We start from the raw sequence: 13,310 nt of genomic DNA, 5'->3' as shown, positions 1-13,310 counted from the left end.
CCGCGATGAACCTTTTAAAAGCCCTGATCAATAAGATGGCTTTCTGGGATTGGGACGTTGCCCGCGAGCAAACCACCAATACCGCCAACCTATTCTGGGAAGAGTTTTACAGTGCTAACCAACACTCGTTTATCTTGCCACTACCGACAGATCGCCGCTTTAAAAGCTTTTGCAAACAAGTCCGAACCGCTTCCTTTCTTGCCCCAGCCCTCTCGACATTAGCGAACTCGGTTGGCGCAAGCACCAAAACGATTACTCGATTATTCAAAGCCGAAACAGGCATGACTTACCAAGAGTGGCGACAGCAATGGCGCTTGTTTAAAGCGATTGAACTGCTCTCAGAAAACCGACAAGTCGGTGATGTGGCTCATCTGCTAGAGTTCTCATCAAACAGTGCGTTTATCGCCTTTTTCAAACAGCAAACCGGACAAACCCCGTTGGCCTTTACCAAGTTAGGGGCGTGATTGTTGTTATCCAAACTCTGAAGTTTTACTGAGCTCAGATACAAAAAACCAGAACATGAGTTCTGGTTTTTTAATGCAGATTCAACTAATCAATCAGCACCAACGAATCGAGAATCCCTTTGCCACTGTGGATTCCACCTTCATTTTCGCTGGCAGGTTTACTGCGGATCAAGTAACCCGCGTAGCCGTCTAGCTCTGTTACTGGTTCACCTTTGAAGTAAACGGTGAACAAACCCACTTCGCTGACTAAGTCTGTCACGAGCGTTTGGTGAGTGTCACGCACTGCAATGGTCGGCACGTCACGTTCATGCGGGTACAAGCGCTGCATCAATGCCCACGCGTCGTACTCTTCTGGTTTAAGCTGGCTCAGTTGTTCGCTGATGTCGTCACCAAAGACACAATGACCACCGCCCTCACCTTGGTTTTTCAGCTCCCATTCTTGCTTATCAGCTTGTGTGTTAAACCATTCAATTGCTTCATTGGTGATAGGCTTCATATCAGCCAGAACACTCTTGACCAGTTCGGCTTCTTCTCGCGTTAAACCCCAGCGGGCGTATTCTGCTGCTGACATCATGGTCAGCAGCATTTGCATGGTTTTGCTGGTCGCTAATTGCTGGCTGATAGTCGCGTTCATTGCGACATGGTGTTGCTCCATAAACAAGCGAGTCTGACTTAACGTATGGCAACACACCGATTCATTTAGCTCTGGAGCCCAATAATCTGAATACTGGTAGCCAGCTCTTAGATACACCACATCGACAGCTCCGACATCTTTCAATAGCAGGCGTTGATTATCGCCCGATGAAAGCTGACAGCTCAACTGTTCAAAAGTACGACGCACCGTGCATAATTGCCCACTCACAAGCATCTTCAATGACTTGTTGCGGAATCGATGGCATTGGATTCATTTAGATATCTCATTCTTGGCGGGCATTTGGCACCCGTAATAAGACAATGCTCATTCTAAAAAGACGAAATAAATTTAAAAAAACTTATTTCGCCGTTTTGATCATCGTAGCTCGCGGTTTACAGCTGAGGTTCTTGGGTCTTATTGACTATGAGGTCGCGAAGCCATTTGTGGCTTGGTTCAGAATCAAAGTAACGGTGCCAAAGCAAAAACAAACCACCGGGAACCAACTCAATAGGAATCGGCTTCATCACCAGTTCGCCACTCTCAATATAGTCACGAACCGAGTTGTACGGATAACACATCAGCAAATCGCTTTGTTTGCACAGCTTTACTGCGCTGGTGATGTCCGACACGTTGGCGGCTTTGTTAATTTGAAGCTGTTTGGCTTGCAAGATTTCCAGTAGCAACCAGTCGCCAACGCCACCGGTCACCAACTGAATATGACGGTATTTAAGGAAGGCTTGCAGATTCCACTCTTCTTGAAGTACTGGGTGATCATTTCGCATCAAGCACACAGAGTAATCTTGCAGCAACTCGACGTGGTTTAGCTCGGCAGGGATATTTTGAATGTGGGTGCTAGCCCTTTCATCGAGCTCAAAAATTCCAATCCCGAAATCGACCTCACGCTTTAGTAAGCGCTTAAAGGTTTCGCTGCTCCAAGTAGTGCTGTTTACCGTAATGTTCGGCGCATCTGCTAGCGCGTTAGGCATAAATTTAGGGTAAATCGCGGTATAAGCGGTTTCAACAAGATCGATATTAAAAGTACGTTCGCTGTCTTTCGGCTCAAAAATGTCCGGCACGGTTAGCTGTTCAACTTGCAGAAGGATTTGATGAATTTTAGGCGCTAAAGAGGTGGCTTTCGGTGTTGGAAACAGGCCTTTTGACTCACGTTCAAACAAAGGGTCGTCAAACAAAGAACGCAGCTTAGTGAGTTGTTTACTCACCGCAGACTGACTAAGGAACAATCGCTCTGCCGTTTTGCTCACGCTGCGCTCTTCAAGCAACACGTGTAAACACAGCAGTAAATTCATATCACATTTGAGTAAGCTTTTAACATCTACCATGATATTCCTTAGATTCAGATTAATGATGACTTTATGTCACTTTAAATCATATCACAAACTTGTTAATTTAAGCCCATGTAACCTATGAGTTAATAACTCAAAAAATAATAGACCTAAGGAATACTCATGAACTTTCTAGCACTCCCTAAGATTGATCTGCACTGCCACCTAGACGGAAGTGTTCGTCCAGACACCATTATTGATCTGGCGAAACAGTACGGAATCGAACTTCCAGAAGACCGTGAAGCGGTAGTAAAGTCTCTAACAGTGCCTGAAGATTGCAAAAACCTTGATGAGTACCTAGCTTGCTTTAGCCTGCCACTGCAAGTGATGCAAACGGAAGAAGCGATTGAGCGTATCTCTTTTGAGCTTTACGAAGACGCAGCACTAGAGAACGTTAAATACCTAGAAGTTCGTTTTGCACCGATTCTTCACGTAAACAAGGGCTTGTCTCTTGATGCAATCATCGCAAGTGCGGTTAAAGGCATGAAGCGTGCAGAAGAGAAATACGACATTAAGGGCAACTACATCATGTCTGTACTTCGTATGTTCCCGAAAGACTCAATCAAAGATGTAATCGACGCTGGTAAACCATACCTTGGTAAAGGCGTGGTTGCGTTTGATATTGCAGGCGGTGAAAAGCCAGGTTTCTGCGCTGAATTCCCTGAATACACGCAATACGCTCTTGAAAAAGGCTACCGCATTACCGTGCACGCTGGTGAGCAATGGCATGGTCAAAACGTTTACGATGCAGTAACTATGTTGGATGCTGAGCGTATCGGCCACGGTGTTCACATCCAAGGTAACGAAGACGCGTACAACATCGTTAAAGAGAAGCAAGTTGCACTTGAGACTTGCCCAACAAGTAACGTTCAAACTAAATGTATTCACAAATTCAGCGACCACCCAATTGCTGAATTCAAGAAAGACGGCATCGTTGTAACGATCAACACAGATAACCGCACTGTGTCGAACACAACCATGACTAACGAAGTGAAGCGTGTGTGTGAAACATTCAGCTTAACAAAAGAAGATTACGTAGAAATCTACAAGTACTCTGTAGAAAGTGCGTTTGCTTCAGACGAAGTGAAACAACACCTAATGGGTTTCGTTGAGCAAATCTAATTTGGCAAAGCGCGCCTTTTACTGAATAGCTGGGCTCACTTAGCATTAGTGCTTAAAGCACAAAATAGGAAGAGAAAGGCTGAGGCTTTTCTCTTTTTTTATGTCCAAAAATCGCTAATCTTGCAGTATTCGTCATTTAGACCGAGACACTCGGAAAGTGGGCAAGCATGAATAATACAAACGATAAAACTGAACTAGAAAAGATGCTATCTGGGCAAGTGTATGATGGTGCAGACCAAGAAATTGATACCATGCGTTCCAATGCCAGAAAATCGCTAATAGCTTTCAACAACCATCAAGACCCAGACCAGCAACACACATTGCAAGAGCAGTTATTTGGGAAAGTCGGCAGTAGCAGTTTAATCCAGCCCCCTTTTCATTGTGAGTTTGGTAAAACCATCGAGATTGGCGAAGATACCTTCATCAATATGAACGTAGTAATGCTAGATGGTGCGAGAATCAAAGTCGGCAACAATGTTTTAATTGGACCAAGCGTCCAATTCTATACGCCATCACACTCCCTTGATTATCGTAGCCGCCGTAAATGGGAAACCTTCTGCTTACCAATAACAATCGAAGATGATGTGTGGATTGGTGGAAACTCAGTCATCAACCAAGGCGTTACGATTGGCGCTCGCTCTGTTATCGCAGCGAACTCAGTGGTTAACAGTGATGTACCACCAGATTGCCTGTACGGCGGCACTCCAGCCAAGTTGATTCGGCATTTGAATGCCGAACAAACTCGCGATTAAACAAGAAAGCGCGTATCCAAATCTAAAAAAGAGCGATGTTTCAATAGCATGGCTCTTAATCTAATTATCAGCGTTGTTTTATCGCACGCTTGTTCACCGCGAATTTGAAGCACGACAGCCGCAACTAAAACCAGCGCTGATATAGTCAAAAACAAGAATGCAACGATAGACTTAGGTGGGTATCTTTTCATTTTCTACACCCTCAAATTTAACTCACTCGCCAAGGTGTCAATCTAATAAATTAACGCCAAGCGCCTGCAAGCTGTTTTCACACTGAACGGCATCGGTAAACTGGATAGCAGCCATACCCACAGATCTCGCACCTTCAACGTTATAAGGCATATCGTCAATGAAGACCGTTTCTGAAGCTTTGAGCCCATAATTAGATAAAAGCGCTTGGTAGATTTCAGGTTGTGGCTTAAGCATACCAAGCTCAGCGGAGACTGCCGCACCATCAAACAACGCCCAAAATTGATAAGTATTTTTTAAGTATTCAACAATCTCGACCACATTGTCGGTAAGCGCGTACACACCATAACCTGCAGACTTTACTCGCTCGATGAGTTCAACTGAACCGTGCAATAAGATCTGCGTTTGCTTAACGTAATAGAACAGGCGATCGCACTCTAACGGGGACAAGTCGAGTTCTTGTTGATAACGAAGCTTGGCCTCACTTTCGGTCAAGAACCCTTTGTTCAAATCCATCCAAATCGTACTTTGAAAAATAGAACGAGCTCGAGACTCCAATTCTTCAGTATCACCAAAAGTAAGCCGGGCAATTTCCAGAGGTGCCCAACGCACAATGACATTGCCTACATCAAACACCACATTTTTGATTTCATTAGAACTCATACACACTCCCGTATCACCATGTCATTGATGGAAAAACGACACAAAGTGCCGCACATCAAGATTCATAGAGAACGTTTATAAATTTAAAACCTTGGTTAGAATATACAATCAATAGAGTACAAAAAAGGCCATCATTACGACGGCCTTCTCAATATTCAAAACGATACAACCATCAACATAGATCAGCTTTAGATGACACGATTGTCGATGCGCCGTCAGAAGTATTTTAACGATAGAACACGGCTCATTTCCCATCATCTAATTGGCCTTCTATGTTAGAATTATCGGCCAGTTCGGAATGCGCTGAGTATCTGATTTAGTTAACTATAATTTAATCACCATGAGTGCTTTTTTAAGTTTTTAGAATGAAAAAATATGAATTAGTTGTTCAAGATATTGTGAGCAAAATTTGCCAAAACAGTATCAGCCATAAGCTTCCTGCAGAAAGAGAACTGTCTGAAATATATGGATTATCTCGTTTCACGATTCGTAAAGCACTAGCCAAGCTAGAGGCTATTGGCATGGTGAAATCTAAGGTGGGTTCTGGTTACTTCGTCAACACTTCTCTCATTGGTACACCACTGGTGTACAACTCCATCACTGAAAACAGTTTTGAAGAGATCTCTTATAAAAAGCTCCAGTTGAATAAAGCGCTACCCGATAACCACGAACAGCAGATTTTTTCTTTAGACGACAATGACTACATCTGGAAAATTAGACGGCTTCGATTGATTAACAACAAAGTAGTTCAGATTGAAGAAGCCAAGATCCCTGTCAGTGTCTTCCCAGAGATGAATGCCGAGATCATTGAAAGCTCAATCCAGAAACATGCATTGGCGAAAGGTCTTCAGATCGATAGCTACTTAACGACGTATCAAGCGATCAACGTATCTAAAGAAGACGCGGAGTTGCTCGGCTGCAAAAAAAATGCCGCGGCGATGAATATCACCAACCGAGGTTTCTTAGCATCGGGGGATCTATTCATCGTCAGCGATATCATCGACATCAAATATCAATGCACCTATCACACTCCTTTTAACAATGAGAGCATGAGCTTCCGAGATAAGAAGTAACCTTTTAATTCGATTTAATATGGTTAATTTTTATAGATATAAGTTAATTACTCTATAGATTAGCCACTAATATTATTTCACATCTAATATTATTAATTTAATGATACTAGAAATATACTTACCAGATAATATGTAATATCTGGTAAGTATATTAAATAAGAAAATGGCCGCTTATAGCGACCATTTGATATTAAAAATACGAGTTAAGGGGTATGAATCACGCCATCAGGAAGGCGACTTTGAGTCCACTCGTGGGGGCGATACATTACAGGGAACTCAGCGGCAACCTCTTGGTCGATTTCAACACCAATACCTGCGATTTCAGAAGCGTATAAGTAGCCATTAATTGGCTCTGCAGCGTTCGGGAATACCTTGTGCGTATTCTCGTTGTACTCGACATGCTCTTGAATGGCGGCATTGTGTAAATGCACGTTCAAATGCGTGTTGACCGCTGCACCAATTGGCGTCATATCTGGCGGGCAGTGCCATGCAATACGAACACCGAAATTCTGACATAAGTGACCAAGTTTCAGAGCAGGCGTAATACCACCAATCTGTGAAACATGGCAACGAATGAAATCAATGCGGCGGTTAGCAATCAATGATTTCCACTCTTCAGGGTTATTAAATAACTCCCCTAAACCTAATGAAACTGAGCTCTGGCTGCGAATATTATCCAACCATTCCGTTTGATTTGGCGGCAGAATATCTTCAATGAAATACGGCTTATATTGCTCGACTTCCTTCGCAAATTGTATCGCTTGGTTCGGGAATAGGCGCTCATGAACATCATGAAGAATATGGAATTGGTTACCATATTTCTCTCTCAGCGACTTAAACATCGTTAGAGTATTGTCCATGTACTGATCTTGGTCGTAGTACGAACCTTCAGTCGGGTTTTGAGTGGTATGCAAATCCGTTGGAACGCCGCCATAGAAACCAAGCTGACAACGAATGTGCTTGTAGCCTTTGTCTAGGAAAGATTCCACCAGCTCATAAATCCCTTCCATCGTGTCGCTCGTCGCGTGTGTGTATACAGGAATAGCATCACGAGACTTACCACCAAATAACTGGTGTAACGGCATACCCGCCAATTTGGCTTTAATATCCCACAGTGCCATATCAACACCGGAAATTGCATTATTGATAACAGGGCCATTTCGCCAATAAGCGTTGACCATCATCATTTGCCATAAGTCTTCAATATTATTGGCGTTTTTACCAATAAGAATAGGTTTTAAATATTCATCGACCATTGTTTTTACAGCAAGCGGTCTTTGTTGGAATGTCGCACAACCAAACCCTGTCACGCCTTCATTCGTTTCAACTACCACGGTAATGAGGTTGTGTCTGTCTGGTTTAGTAATAATACAATGGATATCAGATATAATAGTTTCTTTCACAATTAAATAACCTAAACTTAAGTCAACTCCTATTATCTAACCGCTTTAAAAACCACATTTCAAGCGCTAATTTTGCGTAAAAATAATTGGTACGTTAAGTGATTTTTTTTGATAACCAAAACATACCAATTGGCCAAAAACGGTGAAAAAATAATTTTTCGGATTTTAAGTGTGATTGAGATCTCTTTTTACTCCGTTGGATTTAAATTGGTTGTCGTTATGATTGCTCGAGTTAAATATATTCCAATAACAGGTGTAGTATGCAAATGGTAGAAAAAAGTGATGCCGTTATTAATAACTCGAAGTCATCATCGAAGAAGAAAAATTTCAAAGAAAATATACAGTTATTAATCACTGCACTTGGTGGTGAAGACAATATCGTGAGTATCACGCACTGTATGACAAGGCTGAGATTCAAATTAGCAGACGAGTCGCTGGTAGACGAAGAAGCAATCAAGCAGATCGCAGATGTGAAAGGTGTGGTACTTCAACAAGGCCAAACTCAAGTCATCATCGGTGTTGAGGTCGAGAAGTGGTTCAACGCGCTATCAAACACTCAACAAGCTGACGCTAATCCGGCTGATGAACTAGAGAAAGGCAAGCTGTTCCAAGGCGTGATGCGTATTGTCGCAGGCATCTTTGGTCCGGTTGTACCCGCAATCGCTGGCGCGGGTATGTTGATGGGCCTGTTGTCTGGTCTTATTGCAACCAATGTTATCTCTGAAACCTCAGACACAGTTTATTTCTTCCGCTCGATCTCTGTTGCTGTGTTCTTCTTCTTACCTATGCTGGTTTCTTTCTCTGCCGCTAAGGTATTCAAAGTAAACGAATACATTGCGCTTGCTGTCTCTTCAGCAATGCTAGCGCCTCTGCTTGTTGATAAAGCAACAATGCTAAAAGACGCAGGCGCTGCTCCGGAGCTGACCGTTCTTGGCGTGGTTCCTATTGAGCTGCTCAACTACGGCGGCGCGATTGTTCCTGCGATTCTAGCAATCTGGTTATTGTCTAAAGTGACTCCGTTAGTTGACCGCCTAGTTCCTTCTTCTGCGAAGCCTGTATTTACACCACTGCTTGCCTTTACGGTAACTTCGACCATCACGCTATCATTTGTTGGCCCTGCTGGTATCTGGCTAAGTAATGGCGCAGGTTGGGTGATGAGCTCACTACTGGAAATCTCTCCGACGTTAACAGGCTTTGTGTTTGGTCTAACTCGCCCGATCACCATCGTATTTGGTATCCACCACAGCATGACGCCAATCAGCCTGAACAACTTTGCACTGTATGGTAAGGATCTACTTATGCCAATCATGTGTTTGGGTAACATGGCAATTGCTGGCGCGACAATGGCTATCTGGCACAAGCAACGTAAAACGGTTTCTAAAGAGCAATCTTCAATTACGATGGGCTCAAGTGTTACCGCTATCTTAGGCATCACGGAACCGGCTCTATTTGGTGTACTCACGAAATACACCAAAGCGATGATGACCGCGAGCTTGGCTGCAGGCGTGTTCGGTGCTATCTCGGTAACAATCGATACGCACTTAACAAGCTACATTCTTTCTTCTGTATTCAGCTTGCCAGCTTACCTTGCAGGCGGTACGCAAAACTTCATTCAAGCACTGATGGGCGTGGTGGGTGTATTTGCACTGTCTTTCGTCCTAACGATGTTGTTCGTAAAACTAGACAACAAGTAATCGGCTAGTCTCACTCCCGTAAGATTAGAATCGAAAAAGCATGACCATATCTCATTATGGTCATGCTTTCCTCAATACGAACAAACCCAACCTTTCCTTTCTAAGGCTATATTATGACCCACATCGCAATCATCGGTGAGTGCATGATTGAACTGAATGGGGCTCCATTTGGCGACATGCATCAAAGCTATGGTGGAGACACATTAAACGCGGCAATCTACTTGAACCGCAGCGCTGCGGTTAGCAACCCCATGAACTGCAATAACACTGCGAATCCAGCGATGCGAACTAGCTATGTCTCGGCGCTTGGCTCCGACGCTATCAGCCAAGAGATGCTTAACCGATGGCAAGATGAAGGACTATCAACCGAATTCGTGCTTATTGACGAGCAGCGTTCACCCGGGCTCTATCTCATTCAACTCGACGATGTTGGTGAGCGCACCTTCCTATACTGGCGCAACGATTCGGCGGCTCGCTACATGGTACAGCACCCCGATTTCGATAAGATAGCCAACCAACTTCACGATGTTGATATGGTGTTTCTGAGTGGCATTTCCCTCGCGATACTGCCACACAGCGATCAGCTAAAGTTGCTCACTATCATTGAAGGCCTGCGTGAACGTGGCGTTACCATCGCCTTTGATAGTAACTACCGACCAAAACTATGGGAATCAGAAAGCGCGACCAAAGAGTGCTATCGACTGGGTTATCAAACCACTGATATCGCCTTGGTTACCTTTGATGATGAACAGCAACTATGGGGCGACCAAACACCTCAAGACACCATCGACCGACTACACAGGCTTGGCGTGCAGACCATCATTGTAAAACTCGGTGCTGAAGGCTGTTTGGTCAGTGAAACTCCAGCCCAAACACCAAGCCTAATTGAAACCACGCCAGTAGAAACCGTGGTTGATAGCACTTCAGCAGGCGATTCATTCAATGGCGGATTCTTGTCTTGCTATCTATCTGGCGGCTCTGTTCAGCAAGCCTGCCGCAAAGGCAATGCACTGGCGAGACTGGTCATTCAACATCACGGCGCAATCATCCCAAAACCCATCACCGACACTCTTTCAAACTGATATTAAGAAGTAAACCCATGTCTACAATTAACGAACAGCTAAAAGCACTTAAAGTTATCCCTGTTATCGCCATTGATAACGCAGAGGATATTATCCCTCTAGGCAAAGTATTGGCTGAGAATGGGCTTCCAGCTGCTGAGATTACGTTCCGTTCAGAAGCCGCTGTTGAAGCTATTCGACTGCTTCGCCAAGCACAGCCTGACATGCTGATCGGCGCGGGCACCATCTTGAACCATAAGCAAGCACTCGCAGCAAAAGAAGCGGGCGCAACGTTTGTGGTATCACCGGGCTTTAACCCGAACACAGTTAAAGCATGCCAAGAGATCGGCATCGATATCATTCCAGGTGTGAACAATCCAAGCACCGTTGAAGCGGCATTAGAGATGGGCTTAACAACCTTGAAGTTCTTCCCAGCAGAAGCATCTGGTGGGATCAGCATGGTTAAATCGCTCGTTGGCCCATACGGCGATATTCGACTCATGCCTACAGGCGGTATCACGCCATCAAACATCGATAACTACTTAGCAGTGCCTCAAGTATTAGCCTGCGGTGGTACATGGATGGTCGACAAGAAGCTGGTTGAAAACGGTAAGTGGGACGAGATCGCGCGCCTAACACGCGAGGTTGTTGAGCAAGTGAATCGCTAGTCGAAAGCTAGTCGAAAACGTTCTAGAAAGGACAAATTCTCTTGATTCTATAGCAACGAAGCCACAGCAGATGCTGTGGCTTTTGTTTTCGCTGCTAACTCTAATGAGTCGGTTAATTGAGCAACCAATAACTCACTGGGTTATCAGGACATTGATAAGGCCCACACTCAGTAAACGTAGCAATGGCATTGAGCGCAACCACAACGATTGCCAGTAAGCACGCAATACGCCCTAGATTGCTCATTTTGTATGGTTCTTGAGTCTCTGTCTTATTCGTTAGTATCAAGATCACAGCAACCGCAAAGATAGTGGCCGTGAACAAAACAAAAGCCCACGTATAGTAATGCATCCCGAGGATGGGGCTACCATAACCCGGAGTTCCGGGAATCACATGTAATGAGACCTGTCTTAGGGAGGCTGCAACACCATATAAAGCACCAATTAGGACGATGCCATAGTGGCGAGATTGAGGCCCATAAACCACGTTCAACATGAAGCCAAACGCCACCATCACAAAGCCAATACGTTGTAATAAGCATAACGGACAAGGCAACTCATTAAGAACAAACTGAAGAATAAAGCCGATCAACAAAACGGCTGTCATACCCAGCAAGCCCAGTGTATTCAAGAGAGTTAACTGATTTCGATTCATGCTAACTCTTTACAATAAGATCGATAGTGGGTCGGTGGCATGATGGTTAAACCAATACAAACCTAGGATCACTGAGCTAGCAAAAAAGCCATAAGCAGCGGTCTTCTTATCGAAAAACGCGCATAGCATCGCCACAAGTAACAACAAAAACAGTAAAGACATCATAAGAGGAATTTCCTTTCTATTTATCCTGTTCAGTCAGACTAAACGTCATAATGAATATCCACACCGATGCTCTTAATCATTCAACTTCGGTAAATCGATGGATTACGAATTGAAAATCATCAACTTAATAGTTGTTAGTAAGATCCAAGCTGTCAAGTTTGGAGCCTCGTACTTAATGCTCACAAATACGTTGAGGCAACTAATGAACCGATGATGCGCATTAATGTTGATGGGCAGGTAAGGTTGGCGAATCTGTGAATGAAGTTAGGCTTAGGAGATATCAAGAGGCTATTTTTACTGCTCCATAAAGCAAAAAACCCAGCGAAAAATCGCTAGGTTTCAAATATAAAAAATGAGGTAATACAAGTTTACTTCAGCGGGTCATTGTCCGGCAGTGCCTTATGAAGCCAGAGTGCTAAACGCTTCTTGATGTTCGCGCCATCAAGCTTATCGTCCGGTAACGGTGTGATCTGATTGACTTCAACAAGGAACAAGTACACCGCTTTAACCTTTATCGGTTGGGATGAATTTGGCAAATCAAAACCTTGTAGCTTAGCCATCTTAAAACCGACTTCAACTGCTTTTTTTACCAGCTTATCTTCATTAATGATCTTCGCGGTTTTCGACATATCATCTCCATCATCTTTATCGAATGAATACTGAGTATATCAAACCGAAAAACTCACAAGATTACTTCGATCTCAATTTGAGGAGTCGCTTTGATAAATAACGTAAAACGAATAACAGGCTCAAGGCTGATTCTAATTCGGTTGGTATTTATGGCATCAATGGCTATACGCAAACGATCTCTTAACAAAACACTCAGTAAATGAGATCTTAAGTCAAGAAATCAAAATTGAACAAATTTTAGCTTAATATCCAACACAATACCGAATACTATGTTTTCTTATAAAAATGAGAGGCAATCTTTTTTCTATTGATAAACCCCTGTTATTTAACTAGTTTTATACAATGATGACTTAGTTCATATTTACAGGTTCTTGTTATAGAATATTATTTACAAAACACTCATTAAGAAAATAAAATAAAACCACTAATATTATACTGGTGTTAAAAATGCGTTACCTCTGGGCTTCATTCTGTCATAAAAACCCAATCATCGGACGAGTCGTTCATATCTTGGTTATGTTGGTTGCATTAGCTTCTATCGTTGTTCCATTGATATCAAAAGACGCAACTACAATCATAGCTTCACTGTGTGTTGCTCTAGTATGCTTCGTCATTTTTGTCTTCTTTGCGCTCGCCGACAAAATGCGCTCAGGCATGCATTAATCAACCAATCAGTTCTCTATCACCAAGCATTCTCTTTTTAAAAATTCATTATAAAATGCTGGTTACCAGATACGGAAAAGCCCAAAGTTAATAGCTTTGGGCTTTTTGATACCAGTTGTCCCGTCCTGAAATGT

The 13,310-nt window shown here is 43.4% G+C and carries 14 protein-coding genes and 1 pseudogene; 8 read left to right on the top strand and 7 right to left on the bottom strand.

Annotated features, from left to right (window positions below):
* Window positions 1–464: helix-turn-helix domain-containing protein (locus AB4138_RS22665; RefSeq protein ID WP_372307807.1), on the top strand; the 464-nt coding region annotated here is incomplete at its 5' end.
* An 85-nt stretch (window positions 465–549) separates the two neighbouring features.
* Here AB4138_RS22665 and AB4138_RS22660 read toward each other — a convergent pair.
* Together AB4138_RS22660 and AB4138_RS22655 are read right to left on the bottom strand one after the other, a co-directional pair.
* A pseudogene (locus AB4138_RS22660) lies at window positions 550–1,308 on the bottom strand (glutathione synthase); the annotation flags it as partial.
* A 182-nt stretch (window positions 1,309–1,490) separates the two neighbouring features.
* A complete protein-coding gene (locus tag AB4138_RS22655; protein ID WP_017061092.1) occupies window positions 1,491–2,438 on the bottom strand; it encodes a LysR family transcriptional regulator in 948 nt (315 codons plus the stop codon).
* Window positions 2,439–2,564: 126 nt separating this feature from the next.
* Here AB4138_RS22655 and add point away from each other — a divergent pair, with 126 nt between their 5' ends.
* Window positions 2,565–3,563 (top strand): adenosine deaminase, encoded by a 999-nt coding sequence (gene add / locus AB4138_RS22650; protein WP_372307804.1) that lies wholly within the window; start codon window positions 2,565–2,567, stop codon window positions 3,561–3,563.
* Between the two features lie 167 nt (window positions 3,564–3,730).
* The gene (locus tag AB4138_RS22645) at window positions 3,731–4,315 is read left to right on the top strand and encodes a sugar O-acetyltransferase (protein ID WP_372307801.1); all 585 of its coding nucleotides are present in this window, start codon (window positions 3,731–3,733) and stop codon (window positions 4,313–4,315) included.
* Between the two features lie 228 nt (window positions 4,316–4,543).
* Here the strand turns inward: AB4138_RS22645 and AB4138_RS22640 are convergent, their stop codons facing one another.
* Window positions 4,544–5,167, bottom strand: coding sequence for an HAD family phosphatase (locus AB4138_RS22640; RefSeq protein ID WP_017072484.1), 624 nt, complete (start codon window positions 5,165–5,167; stop codon window positions 4,544–4,546).
* 365 nt (window positions 5,168–5,532) lie between these two features.
* Here AB4138_RS22640 and AB4138_RS22635 point away from each other — a divergent pair, with 365 nt between their 5' ends.
* On the top strand, window positions 5,533–6,240 hold the full coding sequence (locus AB4138_RS22635; RefSeq protein ID WP_017061088.1) for a GntR family transcriptional regulator: 708 nt from the start codon (window positions 5,533–5,535) through the stop codon (window positions 6,238–6,240).
* A 203-nt stretch (window positions 6,241–6,443) separates the two neighbouring features.
* Here the strand turns inward: AB4138_RS22635 and AB4138_RS22630 are convergent, their stop codons facing one another.
* Complete coding sequence (locus AB4138_RS22630; protein ID WP_372114923.1) at window positions 6,444–7,643, bottom strand: enolase C-terminal domain-like protein; 1,200 nt, start codon at window positions 7,641–7,643, stop codon at window positions 6,444–6,446.
* 260 nt (window positions 7,644–7,903) lie between these two features.
* Here AB4138_RS22630 and AB4138_RS22625 point away from each other — a divergent pair, with 260 nt between their 5' ends.
* The 3 genes from AB4138_RS22625 to AB4138_RS22615 all read left to right on the top strand — a co-directional run bounded on the left by AB4138_RS22625 (window position 7,904) and on the right by AB4138_RS22615 (window position 11,066).
* Entirely contained in the window at window positions 7,904–9,337 is a 1,434-nt protein-coding gene (locus AB4138_RS22625) for a PTS transporter subunit EIIC (protein WP_017068132.1), read from the top strand.
* 113 nt (window positions 9,338–9,450) lie between these two features.
* Window positions 9,451–10,419, top strand: a complete 969-nt coding sequence (locus AB4138_RS22620; RefSeq protein WP_171733173.1) for a sugar kinase — start codon at window positions 9,451–9,453, stop codon at window positions 10,417–10,419.
* 17 nt (window positions 10,420–10,436) lie between these two features.
* Complete coding sequence (locus tag AB4138_RS22615) at window positions 10,437–11,066, top strand: bifunctional 4-hydroxy-2-oxoglutarate aldolase/2-dehydro-3-deoxy-phosphogluconate aldolase (RefSeq protein ID WP_372307797.1); 630 nt, start codon at window positions 10,437–10,439, stop codon at window positions 11,064–11,066.
* Between the two features lie 112 nt (window positions 11,067–11,178).
* Here the strand turns inward: AB4138_RS22615 and AB4138_RS22610 are convergent, their stop codons facing one another.
* The 3 genes from AB4138_RS22610 to AB4138_RS22600 all read right to left on the bottom strand — a co-directional run bounded on the left by AB4138_RS22610 (window position 11,179) and on the right by AB4138_RS22600 (window position 12,512).
* Complete coding sequence (locus tag AB4138_RS22610; RefSeq protein ID WP_372307795.1) at window positions 11,179–11,718, bottom strand: disulfide bond formation protein B; 540 nt, start codon at window positions 11,716–11,718, stop codon at window positions 11,179–11,181.
* A 9-nt stretch (window positions 11,719–11,727) separates the two neighbouring features.
* Window positions 11,728–11,883 (bottom strand): DUF5993 family protein, encoded by a 156-nt coding sequence (locus AB4138_RS22605; RefSeq protein WP_017061085.1) that lies wholly within the window; start codon window positions 11,881–11,883, stop codon window positions 11,728–11,730.
* 368 nt (window positions 11,884–12,251) lie between these two features.
* The gene (locus tag AB4138_RS22600; protein WP_017061084.1) at window positions 12,252–12,512 is read right to left on the bottom strand and encodes a DUF5062 family protein; all 261 of its coding nucleotides are present in this window, start codon (window positions 12,510–12,512) and stop codon (window positions 12,252–12,254) included.
* A 448-nt stretch (window positions 12,513–12,960) separates the two neighbouring features.
* On the opposite strand from AB4138_RS22600, the gene AB4138_RS22595 reads away from it, so the two are divergent.
* The gene (locus AB4138_RS22595) at window positions 12,961–13,176 is read left to right on the top strand and encodes a hypothetical protein (RefSeq protein WP_017065196.1); all 216 of its coding nucleotides are present in this window, start codon (window positions 12,961–12,963) and stop codon (window positions 13,174–13,176) included.
* The last annotated feature ends 134 nt before the right edge of the window (window positions 13,177–13,310 follow it).

Origin of the sequence: Vibrio sp. 10N.286.52.C3 (assembly GCF_041468865.1) — a bacterium.
GTDB classification, from domain to species: domain Bacteria; phylum Pseudomonadota; class Gammaproteobacteria; order Enterobacterales; family Vibrionaceae; genus Vibrio; species Vibrio crassostreae_C.
The sequence above is the reverse complement of the archived record's forward strand: the minus strand, read 5'-3'. Positions and strand labels throughout refer to the sequence as shown.